This window comes from Bacteroides sp. Marseille-P8574, from assembly GCF_902825465.1.
GTDB classification, from domain to species: domain Bacteria; phylum Bacteroidota; class Bacteroidia; order Bacteroidales; family Bacteroidaceae; genus Bacteroides; species Bacteroides uniformis.
Genome location: NZ_CADEBE010000002.1, coordinates 1,073,190 through 1,094,184 on the forward strand (window position 1 = coordinate 1,073,190; position 20,995 = coordinate 1,094,184).

Consider the following 20,995-nt stretch of genomic DNA (forward strand, 5'->3'; position numbering starts at 1 on the left):
ATAGGTATTCCTAATCTACAACTGTAGTTTTATCGCATGTTTTACTTACATGCTTGCATGAAATAACATAGCGCACTAATTTACAACAGATTGCGCCATGCAAGCAGACCTCATGCAAGCATGCAGGCAGATTTTGCCTACATGACGCAATCCATGCAAGCCCTATACGCATCAACCTACTCTTTTTCCTTCAAAAAATAAATCGGCTGTTTCTGCAACCCTTTGTTTACCAACACATTCTCCTCACAAAGACGACGAATCTGCCGCGTTGCAGTCGTGCGGGTCATGCCGCAAATCGACTGTACAACACTGCGGGTGATGAACTCATTCTTACGTAGATAGTTCACCACTTTTTGCTTCACCTCATCATCCGTCAGCCTCTTTTTCATGAGATTCCGCAATTTCAGCGGCTTTACTTTCAATACTCCTATCTCACTGCGCAACGCCTTGTCCGGTCTGAAAGTGATGTTTTTCAACTTCACCTTAGTACTTTTCCGCTTTGTCTCCAGTGTCACCGGTTCCGTGCAGGTCAGCGTGGGAACAAAGTAACCGATGCCGTCCAAATGTACCTGCCTGCCCTCCCCCAGCTCGCGTCCCACAAAATGCGACAAAGCATCGAGTACCGCCAGTACATCCGTCTCGGTCAGCGAGCAGTATTCTTGTATATGCCTGCGCAGCTCATCGGTCGTCGTGGAGCCGTTCAGTTTAATCCGGGGATGCAGGGTCAGCTCTTCCCCTTGTTTATCCTTCGTTTTCGGGTTTTCGTACCAATCAAATAAAATTGCCATATTCTTTCCTCCATTTTTAGATTCATTTCTGTTGCTGTCTGCAGGTTTCGCTCATGCAAAGTACCGGCTTTCATTAGGCAGAGCATAGGTCTTCCTTACGCAAAGAAGCGTTCTTCCTTCTGCTGAAAGCTTATCAAAAAAAGATGCGCACAGCTGTGGTTTACCTTCTTCATATTTGTGATACACCTTCTTCACAACTATGAGAAAGACATTCCACGACTGTGCGCAACTACAAACTACAGAGGCAAAGATAATGAAAAGCAGGGGGCTTGGCAAAGGAATGCTAATCTTTTTCAGATTGAAGCATGTAATAATGCGGTAATAATAGCGCTATTTGCCCAGCTCCATAATTGCAATAATTAATCTTCTTCTTCATCATCGTCATAATCTTCATCGTAGTCATCATCGTCACCATCCCATCTACACCCACAAGCATCACAAGCATAATCATTAATACCGCTTGAATCAGGATAGACCAAATGCGAGCCACATTCAGGGCAACGCAACTTATTGTTATCATCGTCGTCGTCCGCAATTTCATCACATGGCCATTCTCTTCCACAATCCGGACAAACATAATTCACGCCATCGAAATAGGCATTCTCATTCAAACAAAAAATACATTCCATAACTATCTTATTTTAACGTGAGTTCGATATAAGAATAAATATCTTTCACTTATAATTAGAAACATAGCGATAAAAGTATTAAAATTATAGTGTCCAATTATAACATTTAAACGATTACCACTATGTTTCCAGAGTCTAAAGTTACATTGTATGGCCGATGATTTTTGCAAGGAATTTACATTGCAACAGGAAAAATATATGATTGAGGATAAGAAGACCAAGCATCGTAACAAACCCAACTGTATGAGTGATGCTGAAATTATGGTTGTTCTAATCCGGTTTCACTCCGGTGGTTTCCGCTGTTTCAAGCATTACTATAAGGAATATGTCTGTAAACATCTGAAACACCTTTTTCCGCGTCAGGTTTCTTATAACCGTTTTGTAGAACTGGAGAAGGAAGTACTGCTTCCACTGACCATTTTCATTAAGAAAGTCCTGCTGGGAACCTGTACCGGCATCAGTTTCGTTGACTCCACTCCTTTACGTGTTTGTCGTAACCAAAGAATCCTTATTCATAAGACATTTGAGGGACTTGCCGAGCGTGGAAAATGTTCACATTGATGAGTATTGTTGACAAGATTCTGCTCAGAAAAAGAGCCTTGATTGAAACGGTCAATGACAAACTGAAGAACATCGCACAGATTGAACACTCAAGACATCGTTCATTCAATAACTTTATAGCCAACTCCTTGTCGGCTATCGCGGCATACTGCTTTTTTGAAAAGAAGCCCGCCATTGACGTAAACTTTGTCAATGACGGACAACTTGCTATTTTTTGATTTTATTTCGAACCCACGTTAATACAAGGTTGTGCATACTTAAAACGCACAACTTCTTCCTTTCGTAAGTACTGATTATACCTGAATATTTCCTTTGTTGACACAAATACTTGCTATTCCATTAACTGTTTGTCTGCGGAGCCTTTCCAGGGCAATCCTTCATTTTCATATTCAATGCTTCTTTACGTGCCAATGCTTCTAGGTAGAAATAGTCGGCATAGTTCAGAGGAACGTCAATTTCACTTCCTCCGGGATGATGTCCCGTAGAGTGGAGCAACAGGAAGCCGTAGTGCGTATCCGGTGCTGCCTGGTAGTGCTTGTGGAGATTGCTTACGATTTTGTCGGCAACAGCCCTATATTTTTTTCCCTTTTCCGGAGAAACATACGTGCATAGTTCATAAAGGCCGGAAGCGATAAGGGCGGCGGCAGAAGCATCGCGTGGCACATCCGGATTGATCTTTTCGGGAGTACAGTCCTTGATGACATCCATTTTCATGTCCCAATAGGGTACACCGTCTGCCGGCATGTTGGGTAGATTCAGGAAGAAATCGGCAATGTTTTCGCTCTGTTTCAAGTAAGTGGGATCTTTTGTAAAACGATAGCACATAGCAAATCCATACAATCCCCAGGCTTGTCCGCGGCTCCAGAATGAATCGTCTGAATTGCCCTGGTGGGTACACTTCATGCGGACTTCACCTGTTTCCGGATCATAATCTACCACATGATAAGAGGAGTAGTCCGGGCGGAAATGGTTTTTCATCGTTGTATTGGCATGGTTCACGGCCACTTTCCAGTAAATGGAGTCTCCGGTAAGTTGGGTAGCGTGGAACAGCATTTCCAGGTTCATCATATTGTCGATGATGACCGGATATTTCCATTTGTCGCGGTTGTGGTCCCAGGACCGGATACTTTTCACTTTCGGACTATAGCGGGTAATCAATGTTTTGGCACTCTGTAGCACCACGTCCAGGTAGGAACGTTCGCCGGTTAACTCGTATGCCTTGCCGAAGCTGTCGTACATCATGAAGCCCAGGTCATGGGTACCTTTGTGCCATTTGGACTCTTCGATGGGCCAAGTCCATGAGATAGCAGACTGGCGCCAATAGTCGTTGTGCGTATAGGCGTACATCTGCCACAAAGAACCGGCAAAGAATCCCGAGCACCAGTCGTGGGGATGTATCATGGCCAGTGAACCGTCCTTATGGATACTTCGGGGAATGACACGGCGCTTGGCGGCATTCTTCTCTTCCTTTTTGGCCTTATCGGCACATTTCATGGCCAGATCCAGCTGTCCGGCGGCAAAGGCATAGGCATGGTCTGTTTCGGTAGCTTTTACATACAGAAGATTGAAACTGTCCTGCGGTTCCAGTATGCGGTGCGCATAGTAAAGTTGCAGGTAGTCTTTGCGTGCGGGGTTCAGATAAGCGGCTGTACGGTAGAGGTCCTTGCAGAGGTTTTGCTGGGAGTGTTCCCACCCGCTGATCTGCTGGTAAGGCCATTCACCGAGGCTCTTTCCCACGTAGGATGCCAGAAAATCCATGGCTTTGTAGAAGCTTCGTCCATCGGTTGATGTGGCGTTGTCAATGTTGCTGCCCAGTTTCTTTGCCATCAGCATGATGTCAATGAAATGTGTCAGGTTATATTGGGAATAGTGGAAAGCGAGGGTACGACGCAATTCCTGCGGTTGGCGTCCGTCGGGTTCTATCTGTGGGAAGATACGTCTTTCGGCGAAAGCATTGACTACCTCTTGTGCTAGTTTCTTGTTGCCGGTATAGAGGGCGAAAGCAATGATTTGGGCGTCGTAGGCCACACTGTGGTTGTTGGCTCCAGCCGCCTCTTCCTTGCCTTGCGGGCTGGTGAGCATCCAGTCGGTCAGTTCGGCAAACCATTTCTTCAGTTGCTTGCTGTCCTTGGCAGTGAATGCTTGTGATTGTTCCAACAGCGCTACAGCATCCAGCATCTCTATGAAGGAGTAGGTATCTATCAGTCCGTAGCAGCGCCCCTTGTTGTTATTGTGCCCCGGTATCATCTGCGCGTATTCCAGATTAGGATTCATTCGGGTGTCTTTGTCCAAAAACCACACACGGATAAGCTCAGTCGCTTTCCTGGCATATTTTTCTTCTTCGCTGAAGTACCAGGCTAATGCCAAGGTGGTGATGCGGCTAACGGTTGTACCCAGACGGTTGCGGTCCAGTTTGCTCAGTTCGGGATTCGATATGCCGTCGCGGTTGATGTAGGGCAGTCCGTCAGGTTTTGCTGGGTCGGGCCAAAAATAGCGGGCCTGGCTCATATAGTCGTGCTTGTCACCGCTGGCGGGTGTCTTTTCTTTCATCATGACAGAAAGAGGCTGTACGTCCGATAGTTTGTCCGCTTCCTTCTTCAGTGCCTCGTAAGCTGTGGCGTAGAACGGTTCCCGGATAGAACGTTTCACATTGGCAAGGTGTGTTGTGTTCCATACGGATTGCGCTTGCATGCAGGGTGCCATAAACAAGATGGCAAGTGTCCATTTTACTGCTTTCAGTTTCATTATATTCTGCTGTTTTATATGGATTAGTAAATATTACGGAGTTTGATACCATTCAGGAAGCATTTGCCGCTGATGGTATGGAAGCGTATTTCAAGACTGTCCGCTTCGTTGTTGACGATATATTTCTTCCGTAGGGCATGGAAATAACCGCTTTCTTTACAAGGTGACAGACTCTCTTCAACAGTACTTCCATTGATGGAAATACCGAATGTGCTCTCACGGTTTTCATGTGCTCCGTCACGTCCCAACAGATAGGCTGCTGAGGAGTTTTGGCGAAAGATATCCGTGAAGAGGAATTCTATCTCATAGACACCTTTGGGCACGTCAAAACGGTATCCTTCGATGCCGTTTCTGAGAGTCTGGAACAAGGGACCGTCAGCAGTGTTGCGTATTTCAGTCTCCGTACCCCGTTCCTCACCACCGATATATCCCCAACTGCCGGGTGTATAAGGCTGGTCGGGAAGCCAAGTCAGTTGGCTTTCGTCGGAAGTGAAGAAGCACCGGCTTCCCACATTTATGGCCAGTTCCAGATTTTTCAAGTTGGTTGCATCCAGTCGGGCAGGAACCGGGTGGAAATTTACTTTCAAACCGTCTTGCACCCTTATTCCCTGATGGTTGCCTTGTGCCAGAAGAAAGGGTTTCCTGCTGCAGAACGGAACTTCGAAGGTGACGGTGTAATTCTTTGTTTGCTGCTTACCTATGGACTTCCCGTCGATGAAAAGCTCTACCTCGGGAAGATTGGAATAGACCTTTACCGGCAACAAGACAGGGGCATTTCCCTGCTGTACGCCACTGCGGTATGTCCAATCACGGCTGGCAATGTGCAATACGGGGATGTCCTTACGCCAGGCAGCTTGGTAGTAATAATATATATCTTTAGGAGTACGGTCGGCATACACCAATCCTTTGTTGTTGATGCGTGGCATGGACTCGTCACGTAGGGCCGAGCAGAAGTCGATGAAATTCCAGTGTGTACCGCCACAAACATAAGGTGTATTCTCCAGTACCGGAAGATAGTGTTCAAGGTATTTCTGCTGGTATTCAATACTGAAATCGAAAGCGCGTGGGGTGAGTGAATGCAACCGCTTGTCCGATCCTGCACCATATTCGCTGACAATCATCGGATGGGCGGGACAGTCCCGGTGCTGTTGTGCCAGATATTTTTCGAATCCAGTGACGTCTCCGCCATACCATCCCTGGTACAGGTTCCATCCTACAATATCGGTGATGTTGCTTATGCCGGTCTCATTATAGCTGTTGCTGCCATGGAATGCCATGGCACTGACGCGTGTAGAATCTTCCGCTTTGAGTACTTTCTCCAGTCTTTTGGCAAGTGACGATGCACGCTCTATAGCGGGCTTCAGTTCGGTTTCGGTTTTATATTTCCGTTGGGTGACAAGTAAGATCTCGTTCATGTATCCCCATGCAATGATGGAGGGATGGTTATAGTGCTGGCGAATCATCTCACGCAGGTTTCGTTCGCAATTGTCTCCATATCCGGGAGTCTCGGGCACGATATCAATGATGGGGATTTCTTCCCAGGCCAACATACCGAGTTTGTCGCACATCTCCAGGAGAGCGTCATCCTGGGGGTAATGGGAGACACGGATAAAGTTGGCTCCCATTTCTTTCATCATTTTCATGTCACGGCGGTGTATTTCGTCGGTCAATGCCACCCCGATAGGTTTCTGGTCTTGGTGACGGCAGATACCGCGAAGCTTATAGGGTTTACCGTTAAGGAAGAATCCTTTGTTGGCATCGAAGTGGAACCACCGGAAGCCGGTATGATGGTTACTCTGGTCCAGAACCACTTTAGTCTTGCAGTCACGCAAGGTGGTTTCTATCCGGTAGAGGGCAGGCGTTTCGGGAGTCCATAACCGGGGATGCAGGATGGGCGATGCAACATTCTGGAAAGCATAGGTCTCCCCAGGATTCAGTTGTATGGACTTCTTTAGTGTTTGTAACAAGATACCGTCTGGCTGGTAGATGGAATGAACGAGTTCCAGGTTTGCCTTTTCGCAGGCGTCATTCTTAATTTCGCCACGGATGGAGAGGGTGGCTTTCTCCTCGGACACTTTGGGGGTACTGATGAAGATACCGTCCGAACCGTGGTCGGTTAAGTTGAAATGTTGGTTGGGAACGGCAGTGAGCCATACATCCCGATAGATACCTCCGAAAAAAGTGAAATCTCCGGAGATGGGAGGGATGTCCATCCGGGCATTATCCACGCGAATAGCCAGAACGTTGGGGGAATGGAAAGAGAGGAAGGGGGTGATATTGAACGTACAAGCAGTATATCCTCCCGCATGTTCACCTATGTTTTTGCCATTGATGAAGAAGGTAGCCGCCTTGTTTGCAGCATCCAGTTTCAGAAAGACCTGCTTGCCTTTCCAATTTTTGGGAAGGGTGATACGATGGCGGTACCAGCCTATTCCGCGATAATAGTCTTTTTCGGTATAGGCATCAGTATTCCAAGTATGCGGCAGGTGGATGTTTGCCCATTGGCTGTCGTTGAAGGTACTGTCTGCAGCGGAAGTACATTCGCCTTTTAGAAATTTCCAGTCGTGGTTGAGGCTCTTCGTTTCTCGTTGCGCACGGAGTGACATTGGCATCACAATCATGGCAAAGCAACAGATCACTGTCCATAAGGCAAAAAGGAAACGGCCTCTTTTGTAAGGGTATCCCATAATCTGATAGTTGTTGAGTTGAGGTGGTAAAGTTATAAAAGAACGGTGGAAATTCTGTTTCTTTCTTGCACGAATTCCCACCGCTTGTTAATCCTTATATCATAATCTCTTTTTTTTCATCTTCTGTCGGTCATTTACCATCCATAGTTTTGAGGAATTCGTCCTTGTGACAGATTGATGACATTCTGATGAATAGGATACAAGTAAAGCTTGTCGCTCCATTGCCGGTTCTCTAACTGAGTACGGGTATAATAGGAAGCCGGGTCACCAGGAGTCTTGTCTTTTGAACCCTTCATGTTCATGCCGTAGAAGCGTGTCTGGTCACAGCCTATTTGCCCGTTGTCACATATCATCCAGCGGCGAATGTCGAAGTAGCGTTGACCCTCGCAGTATAGTTCAACATAACGCTCGTGCTGTATAGCTTCAAACTGTCTGTCGTAATTGCCGATAACCCCTGTTTTCATACCGCTTTCCTGCAAGTCTTGGTAGCCGTTGATGCCTGCGCGGTGTCGTATCATATCTACATATTTGATAATTTCCGGATTGCTCGGGTCAATTTCGTTCAAGGCTTCGGCATAGAACAAATAGAACTCGGCCATACGGTAAATGATGGAAACACGCTTCCAAGCTTGCGTGTAGCCGTTAGCATGGTTTACTGTACGGTTCTTGAACTTACCAAGCATATATCCAGTTTTTACATTGTCACCGTTGGAGAGGTCATTGCCACCACCGGCAGAGAAGTCTACGACGTAGTTCGGATTACCGTCCATCCAATTCTTGAACCAACTTCTTCCTTGATAAACCACGTTGGCATAGAAACGAGGTTCGCGGTTCGCATACATATTGTAAATGTTTTTGTCTATCTTGGTGGCTTTGTATGCGGGGTCGTAGCAGCGGTTTTCCACTTCACTGAATCCAGTTTCATTGTATCCACTATTGTCGTCATTGATTGTCAATCCATTGGACATGAAGAACATATCCACTGCGTCTTGGGACGGTCCAATGGTTCCGTAACAGGAGTTCACATCACGTGGGTTGGTACGCTTTTCCATTTTATATTGATCGGAATAGCTATTGTTCGTACTGCTCCAAAGAATTTCTTGATTGTATTCCTGAAAAAGGTTGTACACCGAACGGTCTGGAGCTTCCACCCCGTTTGCCATTACACGGTAGAGTCCATGGTGATGTGCTTCAGCATAATCTATCAGGTCTTTTACACGGTCTCTGGCAATAATCCATTTCTGCGGGTCTTTGCTTTGGGGGAAGATGTATTCTCCTTTAGCATTTTGGAGTTTTTGCAGTCCTTGGTAGTATTCAGAGCCATCACCACCATTGAAAAGCTTGGAGGCGGCATACATCCACAGCTTGGCACGCAGGGCCTTAGCCACTACGATGGTGGGGCGTACTATTTCATGGAAGTTATAACTATAGTTTCCATCGGCAAACGAGGTGATGGCTGATTCTGGCAGTTTGGATTGTAGCGGATCGCATAGCGGCTCCAATATACCATCAATGTAATTCACCATTTCGTCCACAGTGGCACGATCGTAATCTGTCACATGAGGCTCTGCCGCATCATCTATTTCTGTAACGATACAAGCGGGACCGTAAAGTTCAAACATAGAAAAATAATAGTAGGCTATCATGAATCGGCATTCATCTTTCATGCGGGCTATTTCGTCAGCTGTGATTTTGTTGTTGCTGCTGGGGTCACCTACGCCTTCATCGTGGGCACGTTCTATGAAAATCATGGCTTGACGGATGTCTTTATAGAAAGCAGCCCAACGATGATAGCTTCCGCTGGCCGCCGTGAAGCCAGCCGTCATCACATCGCGTGAACTGGCTTTTTCGGATGCAATCTCACCACATAGGTTTGACCAAGGATTTTTAAAGGCATTGGTTTCCGAACCTGTTTCAGAATACTCCATCAAGTCGCGATAAATCACTCCATACCAATCGCGGGTATAGTTTGCGTTGTCCCAAACTTCATCCACTCCCAAGCTAGCATTAAACTCGCCAGAGATGTCCAGGTAGTCTGAGCAGGATACGGTGCCGAGTGCAAGAGCGGCAAAGCTAACAGTTGTATATAATAAATTCTTAAGTTTCATATAATATATATCTTTTAATTCTTTTGTTTAGTTAGAATGTTACCTCTGCTCCGAAAGTCCAAGTACTTGATATAGGGTATTTGGCTCCTGAGTTCGCATCGCCCAGTTCTGGATCCCAATATTTCACATGGTCCCAAGTCTTCAGGTTGGTTCCCTGCACGTAGAGACGCAAGTTGGTGAGGCGCAATGATTTAAGCTGCTTTCTATTGAACTGATAACCGAATTCCACGTTCTTCAAGCGAATGAAACTGGCATCACGATACCACCAAGTGCTCGGCTGCAGATTGTGTGCAAAGGTATTGTTGCGCAAACGCGGATAGAGCACGTTGTCATTGTACGGATCGGATGCTTTCCAACGACTCATAGCTTCCATACGGGCGGATGAGGCATCTTTGCCCTGATTGAACGGCATGAAGTTGGATGCTTTGCTCATTAGATTGATGGAAGCGCCTGATACACCTTGGAAGAAGATTCCGGCAAAGAAGCCTTTCCAATCCGCGTTGAACGACAGTCCATATACGCTGCGAGGTGTCTTATCCAAATGTCCATTGTGGTATGTCTTGTCATCGTCATTGATAATACCATCTTTGTTCAAGTCGCAATACTTGATATCACCGGGAGCAACCGCCGCACCGGGGTTGGGACGGTCAGATTTCAGTTGGTAGCTTTCGGCGCCACTTACGGGATCGACGGTAATGTTGAAGTCATCAGGTGTATAAAGACCATCGGCAATATAGAGGAACGGAGTCCATAATGACATTCCCGTAAGGTCTTGGTAGCTATAGACATGTCTGATCTCATCCGTTTCTATAATCTTGTTCTTTGCATACGTGTAATTGGCACGGAAAGTTAGATTAAGGTCGCCCACGTGTTGCTTGAAGGTCAAGTTGCCATCTATACCCTTGTTGCTCACCACACCATAATTCTGAATTGGTGTAGATTGCAAACCGCTCATGGACGGGATGGTATTACGGTTTACCAAGATATCTTTACGACGGTTGGAGAAGTAATCCATAGTCAGATCGATTTGTCCGTTCAGCAAGCCGAGATCGAAGCCGAAGTTGCTCTTGTCTTCAATTTCCCAACGCAGGTTGGGGTAGAATGCACGGTTTTCGCTTAAATTACCATACCAGTTCTCGGCATTCCCATTTGATCCTCCCGAAATGCCCAGATTAAGTCCACCAGCACCATTGTTCATCTCCTCCTGGTAAGGGAAACGGGTTCCACCCAATTGATCGTTACCGGTACGTCCGTAGGAGGCACGTATTTTCAAGGTACTGATAACCTTCTGTATTGGTTCAAAGAACTTCTCGTGGCTCACATACCAGGCTCCACCCACAGCGGGGAAAATACCCCAACGGTGTCCTGGAGCAAAATTCTCACTACCTGTCATACCAAAACTTCCTTCAAGGGTGTAGCGGTTGTCAAATGTGTAAGAGCCACGTCCCACAATGCTTTGTTTGCGATAGGGCAATAAATTCAGCCCACTTGCATTCTGATTTTGAGTCTCTTTTTGGTTGTAGAGCAACAAACCGGTAACATCGTGTTTATCGTTGAAGTTGCGTTTGTAGTTGAAAGAGGCTTCGATGTAGATCTTTTTGTTACCACCGGAAGCTCCGCTTGAAGGATTGCTCAGTGCAGACCCAGCTTCCAGTGCTTTGAAAATCAGATTGCCGTTGGCATCACGGCCAGTAGCTGTGAAAGTTGCTGGTGACATGGTTCGGTTGATGTACTGATTAGAGTTAGCATCGAAACTCACACTGCCTTTTACAGAAAGTCCTTTGGTGATGAAATCCAAATCCTGTTCCAACAAGACCTTGCTTTGAAAGGTTGCGTCCCAACTCTTGCTGTAACCGCTGAAGTACAAGAAATTATAAGGGTTCTGACGCAGCCCCGAATTGTCGTAGTTTGGGTGCTGTGAGGCTGAACCGTCTGAATAGATTTGTGGATAAAGGTGGACTGGTTGTAGTGTCATGCCACCAAAAATATCGGAAGCTGTCTTACTGGGGGCTACCCGGTTTATATATTGACCGGACATATCCACAGACATACGAGTAGTTTTGCTTAACTCGAAATCAATATTGGAGCGTAAGTTATAACGCTTGAAGCTGATATTGGAGTCATAGTCGGCATTTTTTTTCTCCTTATATACACCGTCTTGTGTATAATAGGCGCCGGATACGAAAAAGCGTACACGATCACCACCTCCCCGAAAGTTAATGGTATAACGCTGGCTGCTGGTATGGTCGCGCAACATATTCATCCAGTTGGCATCCGGATAAAGATCAGGATCAGCTCCGGTGCGGTATTTTTCCAAGTCAGCATCGCTTACCGGAGCAGTATAGTTGGCACGCGGATTACCATTACTATTCCAATCAGCCTCGTTATACAAGCTTAAATAGTCGTAAGAGCTCATCAGGTTGGGCAAACGGAGCGGCGTAGAGTAACCATATTCAGCAGACATGTTAATGACCGTTTTCTGAGATTTACCTCGTTTGGAAGTAATCAATACAACTCCATTGGCACCTTCTGCACCATATACAGCTGTGGCAGCCGCATCTTTCAATATGGAGAAGGTCTCGATTTCATCCACATCAATATCGTTCATCTTACGGGGCACGCCATCTACCAATACCAGAGGGTCTGTGCCACCGGCATAAGAACTGATACCTCGGATAAAGAATTGGGCATCGTCCCATCCTGGTTCGCCCGAGCGTTGCACTGCAATCAGTCCGGGCAATTTACCTGCAATGTTATTGGTGAGATTAGCACTCTTTACGCTCAACTGAGCCGGTCCTACGGTAGACATGGAACTCACCACACTTTCCTTTTTCTGTTTACCGTAACCCACTACTACCACTTCTTCGGTAGAAATAGCATCCATCTCCATGCGTAGATTAAAGGTGGTCTCCTCTGCTTTTACTTTGTGTTCTACGGTGATGAATCCTATGTAACTAAATTGAAGTGTTTCGCCAGGATTTACTTCGATGGAGTATCGTCCGTTGATGTCACTGATCACGCCCCGTCCGGTAGTGCCCATTACCATGATAGTTGCCCCAATAATAGGATCGCCGTTAGAATCGGTCAGCAAACCTTTGATACGCGTTTTTTGTTGTTGCATGTTTTCCATGCCATCTGTCTTGCGGGCAGTGTCGGCCTTTACAAGCGCTGGTTGTATTGCCAGTGAAATAGCAAATAGCGCCGCAAGATAATATCTCTTCTTCATTTGATTGTCATTTAATTAAATTAATTATCCCTTTGTATTCCTTACCTTATTCTGCAGCCTCGTAAACAGGCATTTCCTCCAGTGCTTTCACCCACAATCCAGCGGGCTTGGTGGCAGTTTCCATGGTCATTACCATGTACTTGCCTGTAGGCCACATCTCTGCACTTTGGAAGTTACCGTCACTGGCATATTTTATATAGTTACCACCTTCTTTCAGCGTATATGCGCCAGGACCTACCCATTCCAATCCCCATCCTTTTTGGCCGAAAAATTTGAAGTTGACATTGCCGCTATCAATGTTCTGGCCCACCAACATCACCAGTTCGTACTTAGTGCCGGTCAGTGGAACGAGGTTGAACCCTTTGTTTGTATTCCAATTGATGTTGTTCTTGCTATATGATGGAAACCCTATTCTCTCATTTCCGATAACCCATACGGCAGATGCATTTTGGTTACCTGAGGCGGTCGCATTTTCCAACTGTTCCATCATGATGGCTTTCAGCCCTTTATCCAAGGTGAAGCGATATTTGCCATCTCTACCACGGAAATGGAGCAGTTGTTCATCTCCTTTTACACCACTGAACCAAGTGGGGTTTTTCCAAAGCTCGGGGTACTCTTCTTTGATGCCGCTCACTTTGATAATGTCATCCTTTTTAAATTCCGTCTCAACCGTAAACACATTGCCCGAACCCTCGAATTCCACAAATTTATTCTGCGTATCAAATCGTAAACCAAATTTAGGGAAAGGAGTTCCCTCAAAAGTCAAGGTGTTGAATGTAATGTCATACATACCATCATCGCCATATCCGGTAGTCTCAAAGCTGATATTTTTTGGAGCATTCATTGAAATACGACCGTTGTCCATACCAAAACGAATCTCGTTGCCTGTTAGATAAGGATTGTTGCTTCCGTCGGAATAAGCCGGGAGTACAATGGATGCTTCCATTTCAGCAGGAAACTTGGCGCGCGCACTGTACTCGTATTCCTTTCCTTTCACAGGCATCATGGCATATTCTGTTCCATCTGCCGCTACTAAACGAAGTGTCTGATACTTGGGACGCTCTATTGCTACCGTCATTTCACGGCTGTCTGCAGCAAAGCGTTCGTTTTGTACACGCAGGATTACTTTGGCATCTCCGTCCGGGGTATTCTTTAAGAACGGAACCAACACTTTTCCGCTATACTTTCCATCGGCTTTCAACATGTAAAGTGCTTCAGATACCATTTCTTCTCCATAATAGAGTTGTACTTTGGCCTGGTTGATTTTCACGCTACTGCTCTTTACTTCAAAGTCAAAAGAGATACTGTCGCCCATGTAGGCTTTATCGGAGCCTTGAAAGGAGACAATTGAGGAGTTACCGTGATCATCAAATTGGTCAATCTCGTCTTTGCACGATGTTGTTCCGACGAGGCAGAATGTCATCATGCCGAGCAAAAATCGATTTCTCATAATCTGTGATTTTTTAATTTAAAAAGTAATTAGTTATGGTGAGTTCTATCAATTCAATTTATCCTCTTGTATCAGACAGCAGAACTCTTTAACTGCCCAATTTGTGAGCTTTAGTCTTTCAAATTTAGCGAATATTTTCTACCCCCCCAATTTTTACAATAATTAACTTGTGTTTGTTGTAAAAATTGGATGTGCAGGCATAATTCACCCCAACAACTCAGGTTTCAGCCTGATTATTTGCGTGTAACGACTGATGTTATACACAAGACTGGTGAGTGCTACATTGGCTTTAGCACGAATAAGCCCTACTGTACGCACCACAAGTCCACGCATGGTTTGTTCCTCAAACCCGAATACATGCTCGACAAGGCAACGTGTCTTGGATTTTTTCCTATTGTCTGATTTCTGCTCCTTGGTAAGCGGACGGTTACGGTAGCCCTTTTCGCAAATTATCGGATTCATCTTATGCTGTTTTACAATCTCCTCTTGTCCGACATAACCGGCGTCCAAATACAAGTCCTTGCCTTCGTCTTTTTCATCCAGCAGTCCTTCAAAGCCTTTGGAATCATGCACTTCTGCCGACGTGGTATTATAAGAAAGTATGATCTTATTGCGTTTCTCAACTTTAGTATGCTGCTTGTAGCCGTAAAAAGTCTCATCACGCTTCTTTGTCCAGCGGGCATCTACATCCTTGTGGCACTTCTTGTGGGGATTGTCATTCCACAACTTATTACCCGCTCCCTGTTTTATCTGCTCATTTTCATCACGGGTGTTACGTTGGCGAGGGGCAATAACAAAACTGGCATCAATGATGCGATCCTCATTGAATTGCAGACCCTTACTTTCCATGAAACTATGAAATTCCGAAAAAAGCTTGTCATAAACGCCTGTATTTGTCAGGAGTTCGCGATACTTCCACACCGTCTTCTCGTCAGGAACATCGTCAACACATTCAATACCAAGAAACTTGCGGAAACTCGTACGGTCAACTATCTGATACTCTATCTGATGGTCACTCAAACCATAATAACGCTGAAGAAACAAGACCTTGAACATCAGCACACAGTCTATCGGCGGACGACCGGCATTACTTTTGCGCTCTCCGGTAAAAAGGGCTGATTCAAGAGTAGGACGAAAGATCTCAAAATCAACATACTGAGACAACACTTCAAGAGGATTGCCCATTTCATTCAAACGCAATTCACGATTCTCTGACTCAAATAGTTGATTATAACGAAGCTTACGGTATCGGGATAACTTGTTCATTATAAAATTCTTATTTTCTGCAAATTTACGCTCTTGGAACCATATAAACAACTGTACTACAATATTTTAATTTATAGAACTCCTCTTATCTCTGTTTTTATCATCCCATTTGAAAGAATTTACCGAACGGGGTTGCAAGATGCAATTTGCCGAGTGCTTTTTCCCAGAATTGTCTGGAGCGGTAAGTACAATATTCTTGGCTGTATTGCTTTTATTGATGATGACAAAGGCATAGCTTCCAGATGAACCAGTAAGTGCAGCTCCGAACCCTTGCATAGTCTGAAAAGTCTGTTGCGGATTCAACAAAATGTTTTTAGGTGACATGCTGACTTGGGATTCAAATTTCGCTGTAGACTCTTTTAGCTCATAGGTACGGGTGTCAGTGGTAGTAAGCATGTAGGCTTGCAAACCGGCCGAAGTCACCGGATTTTCTCCGTCAGGTATTTTGGAAGAAATTGTTCCATCATTGTCTGATCCACATGCACTACTGCTAATCAATAAGCTGAATAGGAATAAATAAGATGCTTTTCTCATTAGTATGCAATATATAGGTTTAACAAAAAGATGCTGCAAATATATGTGAGTAATAAAAGGAAGCTTAAAAAAATATTACATCAAAACTTTCTCATTAATTAGTCTTAACTACATCAAAACCTTCTCACTTCTTAATTATTTTGCTGATAATTAAATATTTATTATAATAATTCAAGTACATCTATAAATTATTATTTTATTTGTAGATAAAATATTTTATCTTTGTTTTAAAAATAAAATGTTAACTGCTATGAAACAAAAGCTCACTTGTTTTTATATTCTTCTTTTCTTTATATCTATTCCTATAAATGCCGGATGGCAACGTCAAGTGACAAATTACACTCGACATGTTTATAAGGCTGGCAATCAGAATTGGCATATTCAACAACACGATAATGGTTGGATATATTCAGCTAACAATAAAGGGTTATTGGAGTTTGACGGGGTGGAGTGGAATACATATCCGATTCATAATGCTAAAACACGTACGGTAAAAATGGGGCATGATGGACGGATCTATATCGGTGGAATGGGGCAATTTGGCTATTTTACCCCAAATCATTTGGGTGGATTGGAGTATACCTGCCTTTCTGATAGCTTATCGCCCAATGTAAATGTGGGGGTCATTTGGAATATTCTGCCGGATAGTGACCGTGTGTATTTTCAATCAGACCGCTGTTTTTTCTATATAGAGAAAGGCGTGATGAATAAGGTAGACCATACATCAGAGATCTATACTTCATTGATTTTACAAAACAAACTATATATAGTTTCCGATAAAGGGTTGTTAGTGCTGAATGGAACAAAATTCAAACAAGTGTCCAACTCTTCGGCAATAGGTGCTACGGTGAAGATTGGAGGGCTATTACCTTATAAGGACAACTTGCTGGCAGTAACCAGAGATAACGGTCTTTTCATTCATGATGCTACTTCTTTCCGAAAATTTCCTAACAGCGCTGAAGAATTCTGCCGTAAGAATAAGATATTCTGTGCAGCGTTACAAGACTCATTGCTGGCTTTAGGTAGTATTCAAGGTGGAGTTTGTCTTTTAAATCTGAAGACAAATAAAATGGAGGTGATATCTACAGAGAATGGCTTGCAAAATAAAACAGTCTTAAGCATGATGTTTGATAAGACTGGCAATCTTTGGTTAGGTTTGGACAATGGCATCGATTGCATCCATTTAAATGAACAGCTTGTTTCACTATATGGTGGTAAACCGATGATTGGTTCAGGATATGCTTCTTGCAACTACCGAGGCAAATTCTATTTTGCAACGAATCAAGGTTTATATCGGTCTACTCCTCCAGAACTATTAAATCAGAAAAGTCCTATTGATTTTGTGCCAGATACGGGTGGACAAATGTGGTCGCTTCACCAATACGACAATAAGCTTTTCTGTTGCTCAGATAATGGTATTTTTATAATAGATGGAGATCATGTGGAGCATCTCAATAATCCTAAAGGGGTATGGGGGATGGTATCGGTAGATGCACGCAAAGATGCGCTGATTGCAGGAACTTATAGCGGATTGTATTTACTTACGAAAAAAGGGGCGAATTGGACTGTGGAAAGCTATATAGAGGGCTTCAGCCGCTCGTGCAAAGATATGTTGATGGAGAATTCCACCAATATTCTGTGGGTAGGAAATAAGGAAAATGGGGTTTCCCGCCTGACATTGTCAGATGATTTGCGGAAAATAGAAAAAATTAAGGATTACAATAACAGAAGGTTCCCTCGTGGCTATGATGCATGCCTGCTGCGAGTAAATGACAAAGTAACTATAGCTTCACATTATGGCTTATGGTACTATGACCAGAGCCGTGACTGTTTGGAGGCGTATACTAGACTTGAACAATTATTAGAAGGCAAGACTGCTTATACCTATATGAAGATAGATTCATTGCAGAATATCTGGTATGTGGTGAACGGAACATTGAAGGTGCTGCATTATGATTCCACCAATAAGGAGTACTATCAAGTGAATAATGAATTGTTTTTGAAAGGGATGTTAATAGAAAATTTTGAAGATGTATGTCTTTATAAAACTGACCAAGCAATTGTTGGAACTGAAGATGGCTTTTCACTGATAAAAATGGATAGCTCGCAAATACAGCGCCCACCGTTGAACTTACAAATCAGAAAAGTATATCTGACTGGATTTCGTGATTCGCTTATCTATGGCCGCAGTTATTTGTATGATACAGTTCCAGTGGTGATTCCTTATTCTCAGAATTCGATTAAAATAAAATATAGTGTGAATAATTATAATAAATCACGGACGGCTCTATATTCATATCAGCTAAGTGTAGACGGTAAGCAAGATGTCTGGAGTGAATACAGTGAGAATAATGTGAAAGAATTCACAGAGTTACATGAAGGCAAATACGTATTTAGTGTGAAATTACTGACCGACGGGGATCAAGATCCGGTAAAGACTGCTTTTACTTTTGAAATCCTGCCACCTTGGTATCGTACATGGTGGAGTTATTTGATGTATTTGATAGTTGTAATGTCGCTGTTTTATTATATGTATTATCATATTTCAGAAAGTCGTAGACGTCTGCTGGTACAAAAAGAATCGGAACTTTACCAGCAAGAACAGAAATTCCAAAAGGAGAGTGATTTGAAAGATAAAAAAATAGACATTCTGAAGGAAGAAAACTTGCAGTCGGAGTTGCGTCATAAATCAGAAGAATTGATTCGTACTACGCTCAATATTGTACGTAAGAATGAAACCCTATTGAATATCAAAAAAGAAGTATTAAATATTTCCCATTCCATCAGTGAAGAGAATCTTGTTTTGCTTCGCCGGAAGACACTTCGATTATTAGGAGAGATTGATACAAATATTGAGCATGATGATGATTTGCAGGCTTTTCAGAGTAGTTTTGACTCAGTATATCATGATTTTTTTAAAAAATTAGAGGAGGAATTCCCCGAACTAAGCAATAAAGAAAAGTTACTTTGTGCTTATATCAAGATGAATTTGCTTTCTAAGGAAATAGCTCCATTGCTGAACATCTCTTTACGAGGAGTTGAAATCAGCCGTTATCGCCTGCGCAAAAAATTAGGTCTAGAAAAGGGAAGTAATCTTACGGAGTTTCTGCAAAAGTTCTCAAAGTGACGCCTAAAAGTAGCGGTGCTTACTGCTTTATCCGTTACAAATGGATTTTTATAATACTAATAGGCTTTCTAGCCTCATATTAATAAGAAATCAATGATGCAGGAATGAGTCAGAAAATCAACGAATTCCTAAAAATATTGATTATAAATTTACTATCATTAACGTGAATTCAATATAAAATCAAAAAATAGCAAGTTGTCCGTCATTGACAAAATTCACGTCAATGGCGGGCTTCTTTTCAAAAAAGCAATATGCTACTATAGCCGACAAAGAGTTGGCTATAAAGTTATTGAATGAACGATGTCTGGAGTGTTCTATCTGCGCAATGTTCTTCAATTCGTCATTGACCGTTTCGATCAAGGCTCTTTTTCTGAGCAAAATCTTGTCGGCAATACTCATCAGTGAATTCTTCATATTGTTTTTAACTTTAGTGACAAGCTGTATCCCATTAAGAAAAAGGTTCTCAAACAGAGCCTGACCTATATATCCTTTGTCTGCACATAGTTTTCCTTTGATGTTTTCCAGAAACTTACCCTGTTTCAACGGTTCCCGGTCATCCACGTTTCCAGACGTAAACATGAAATTGAGAATCTCACCCTTGTCATTGATTATCAGATGCAGCTTGAATCCGAAGAACCATCCCATTGAACATTTTCTACGCTCGGCAAGTCCCTCAAATGTCTTATAAATAAGGATTCTTTGGTTACGACAAACACGCAAGGGAGTGGAGTCGACAAAACTGATGCCGGTACAGGTTCCTAGCAGGACTTTTTTGATGAAGATGGTCACGGGAAGCAATACTTCCTTCTCCAGTTCCACAAAATGGTTATAAGAAACCTGACGCGGAAAAAAGTGTTTCAGATGTTTACAGACATATTCCTTATAGTAATGCTTGAAACAACGGAAACCACTGGAGTGAAACAGGATTAGAATAACCATAATCTCAGCATCACTCATACAGTTGGGTTTGTTACGATGCTTGGTCTTCTTATCCTCAATCATATATTTTTCCTGTTGAAATGTAAATTCCTTGCAAAAATCATCGGCCATACAATGTAACTTTAGACTCTGGAAACATAGTGGTAATCGTTTAAATGTTATAATTGGACACTATAAATTTAATGATTTTATCGCTATATCTCTAATTGTCAGAAAAATATATTTATTCTTATTTCGAATTCACGTTAACTTATGGGTATACCCCGACCGGACACCGGAAAGCGAAGCGGACATCTTCATCTGTCAATCTTTGGATGATAAGGCGCGAAAGAGACTGAGCCAAGGAGGGAAGATACTGCTTATACCCGACCACAAAGCCATTGAAGAACAGAGTGTAGGCGGACTTTTTACTCCTGACTACTGGAACTATGCCATGTTCAAAAGCATTTCGGAAAATGCCGGCCGCGAAGTTTCGCCGGGCACCCTCTCCTTGCTGATGGACGAGAAACATCCCTTGTTCCGGCAGTTCCCCACCGAGTGCCATAGCAACTGGCAATGGTGGAGCATCGTACGCCATGCCCGCCCCTTTATTCTGAATGCTACGCGCCACGAATACAAGCCGCTTATCCAAGTAGTAGACAATGTGGAACGGAACCACAAGTTAGGCTTGCTGTTCGAATTTGCCGTAGACAACGGTAAGGTATTGGTTTGTATGAGCAACCTCGAAGCAATTCGCCACACTCCGGAAGGAGGTCAGCTGCGCAATGCCATTTTAAGCTATATGAAGTCGGCTGAGTTCTCTCCCACCGAGACGCTGACCTCACAGCAGTTGCAGCACATATTAACAACCGAGGTGAAGAAGCAAGACATTGTCGGCGTGAAAAACCAGTCGGATTACGACGTACAGCCAGAATAAAAAATAAGTATGAGAAGTT

The 20,995-nt window shown here is 43.7% G+C and carries 12 protein-coding genes and 1 pseudogene; 3 read left to right on the top strand and 10 right to left on the bottom strand.

Features of this window, described 5'->3' with window-relative positions; translation table 11 throughout:
- Positions 1-176: 176 nt before the first annotated feature.
- Together HUX74_RS17185 and HUX74_RS17190 are read right to left on the bottom strand one after the other, a co-directional pair.
- On the bottom strand, positions 177-788 hold the full coding sequence (locus tag HUX74_RS17185; RefSeq protein WP_057252352.1) for a winged helix-turn-helix transcriptional regulator: 612 nt from the start codon (positions 786-788) through the stop codon (positions 177-179).
- 359 nt (positions 789-1,147) lie between these two features.
- Entirely contained in the window at positions 1,148-1,417 is a 270-nt protein-coding gene (locus HUX74_RS17190) for a hypothetical protein (protein ID WP_081028737.1), read from the bottom strand.
- 150 nt (positions 1,418-1,567) lie between these two features.
- Here HUX74_RS17190 and HUX74_RS17195 point away from each other — a divergent pair.
- Positions 1,568-2,196 (top strand): annotated as a pseudogene (locus HUX74_RS17195) (transposase).
- A 121-nt stretch (positions 2,197-2,317) separates the two neighbouring features.
- On the opposite strand, the gene HUX74_RS17200 reads toward HUX74_RS17195, so the two are convergent.
- The 7 genes from HUX74_RS17200 to HUX74_RS20840 form a co-directional block, all read right to left on the bottom strand.
- Positions 2,318-4,723 carry an alginate lyase family protein gene (locus tag HUX74_RS17200; RefSeq protein ID WP_174647086.1) on the bottom strand — a complete coding sequence of 802 codons (2,406 nt, stop codon included), beginning with the start codon at positions 4,721-4,723 and terminating at the stop codon, positions 2,318-2,320.
- Positions 4,724-4,746: 23 nt separating this feature from the next.
- On the bottom strand, positions 4,747-7,344 hold the full coding sequence (locus tag HUX74_RS17205) for a glycoside hydrolase family 2 TIM barrel-domain containing protein (protein ID WP_174647341.1): 2,598 nt from the start codon (positions 7,342-7,344) through the stop codon (positions 4,747-4,749).
- A gap of 200 nt (positions 7,345-7,544) precedes the next feature.
- Entirely contained in the window at positions 7,545-9,518 is a 1,974-nt protein-coding gene (locus HUX74_RS17210) for a RagB/SusD family nutrient uptake outer membrane protein (RefSeq protein ID WP_117600468.1), read from the bottom strand.
- A 31-nt stretch (positions 9,519-9,549) separates the two neighbouring features.
- The gene (locus tag HUX74_RS17215; protein WP_117600469.1) at positions 9,550-12,744 is read right to left on the bottom strand and encodes a TonB-dependent receptor; all 3,195 of its coding nucleotides are present in this window, start codon (positions 12,742-12,744) and stop codon (positions 9,550-9,552) included.
- A 46-nt stretch (positions 12,745-12,790) separates the two neighbouring features.
- Positions 12,791-14,194 carry a DUF5125 domain-containing protein gene (locus tag HUX74_RS17220; protein ID WP_117964167.1) on the bottom strand — a complete coding sequence of 468 codons (1,404 nt, stop codon included), beginning with the start codon at positions 14,192-14,194 and terminating at the stop codon, positions 12,791-12,793.
- 204 nt (positions 14,195-14,398) lie between these two features.
- Positions 14,399-15,460, bottom strand: a complete 1,062-nt coding sequence (locus HUX74_RS17225; RefSeq protein WP_174647087.1) for an IS5-like element IS1169 family transposase — start codon at positions 15,458-15,460, stop codon at positions 14,399-14,401.
- 66 nt (positions 15,461-15,526) lie between these two features.
- The gene (locus tag HUX74_RS20840; protein ID WP_254592884.1) at positions 15,527-15,994 is read right to left on the bottom strand and encodes a hypothetical protein; all 468 of its coding nucleotides are present in this window, start codon (positions 15,992-15,994) and stop codon (positions 15,527-15,529) included.
- Positions 15,995-16,244: 250 nt separating this feature from the next.
- On the opposite strand from HUX74_RS20840, the gene HUX74_RS17235 reads away from it, so the two are divergent.
- Positions 16,245-19,121 carry a transcriptional regulator gene (locus HUX74_RS17235; RefSeq protein WP_117600521.1) on the top strand — a complete coding sequence of 959 codons (2,877 nt, stop codon included), beginning with the start codon at positions 16,245-16,247 and terminating at the stop codon, positions 19,119-19,121.
- A gap of 180 nt (positions 19,122-19,301) precedes the next feature.
- Here HUX74_RS17235 and HUX74_RS17240 read toward each other — a convergent pair whose 3' ends face one another.
- Complete coding sequence (locus tag HUX74_RS17240) at positions 19,302-20,171, bottom strand: IS982 family transposase (RefSeq protein WP_117600471.1); 870 nt, start codon at positions 20,169-20,171, stop codon at positions 19,302-19,304.
- Positions 20,172-20,370: 199 nt separating this feature from the next.
- On the opposite strand from HUX74_RS17240, the gene HUX74_RS17245 reads away from it, so the two are divergent.
- On the top strand, positions 20,371-20,976 hold the full coding sequence (locus HUX74_RS17245; RefSeq protein WP_229135054.1) for a hypothetical protein: 606 nt from the start codon (positions 20,371-20,373) through the stop codon (positions 20,974-20,976).
- Positions 20,977-20,995: the final 19 nt, after the last annotated feature.

What these genes read in the sequence shown, in the direction of transcription:
- HUX74_RS17235 (WP_117600521.1), top strand. Translation starts at nt 16,245, where the DNA reads ATGAAACAAAAGCTCACTTGTTTTTATATTCTTCTTTTCTTTATATCT.
- HUX74_RS17225 (WP_174647087.1), bottom strand. Translation starts at nt 15,460, where the DNA reads ATGAACAAGTTATCCCGATACCGTAAGCTTCGTTATAATCAACTATTT.
- HUX74_RS17210 (WP_117600468.1), bottom strand. Translation starts at nt 9,518, where the DNA reads ATGAAACTTAAGAATTTATTATATACAACTGTTAGCTTTGCCGCTCTT.
- HUX74_RS17190 (WP_081028737.1), bottom strand. Translation starts at nt 1,417, where the DNA reads ATGGAATGTATTTTTTGTTTGAATGAGAATGCCTATTTCGATGGCGTG.
- HUX74_RS17220 (WP_117964167.1), bottom strand. Translation starts at nt 14,194, where the DNA reads ATGAGAAATCGATTTTTGCTCGGCATGATGACATTCTGCCTCGTCGGA.
- HUX74_RS17185 (WP_057252352.1), bottom strand. Translation starts at nt 788, where the DNA reads ATGGCAATTTTATTTGATTGGTACGAAAACCCGAAAACGAAGGATAAA.
- HUX74_RS17215 (WP_117600469.1), bottom strand. Translation starts at nt 12,744, where the DNA reads ATGAAGAAGAGATATTATCTTGCGGCGCTATTTGCTATTTCACTGGCA.
- HUX74_RS17205 (WP_174647341.1), bottom strand. Translation starts at nt 7,344, where the DNA reads ATGATTGTGATGCCAATGTCACTCCGTGCGCAACGAGAAACGAAGAGC.
- HUX74_RS20840 (WP_254592884.1), bottom strand. Translation starts at nt 15,994, where the DNA reads ATGAGAAAAGCATCTTATTTATTCCTATTCAGCTTATTGATTAGCAGT.
- HUX74_RS17240 (WP_117600471.1), bottom strand. Translation starts at nt 20,171, where the DNA reads ATGGCCGATGATTTTTGCAAGGAATTTACATTTCAACAGGAAAAATAT.
- HUX74_RS17200 (WP_174647086.1), bottom strand. Translation starts at nt 4,723, where the DNA reads ATGAAACTGAAAGCAGTAAAATGGACACTTGCCATCTTGTTTATGGCA.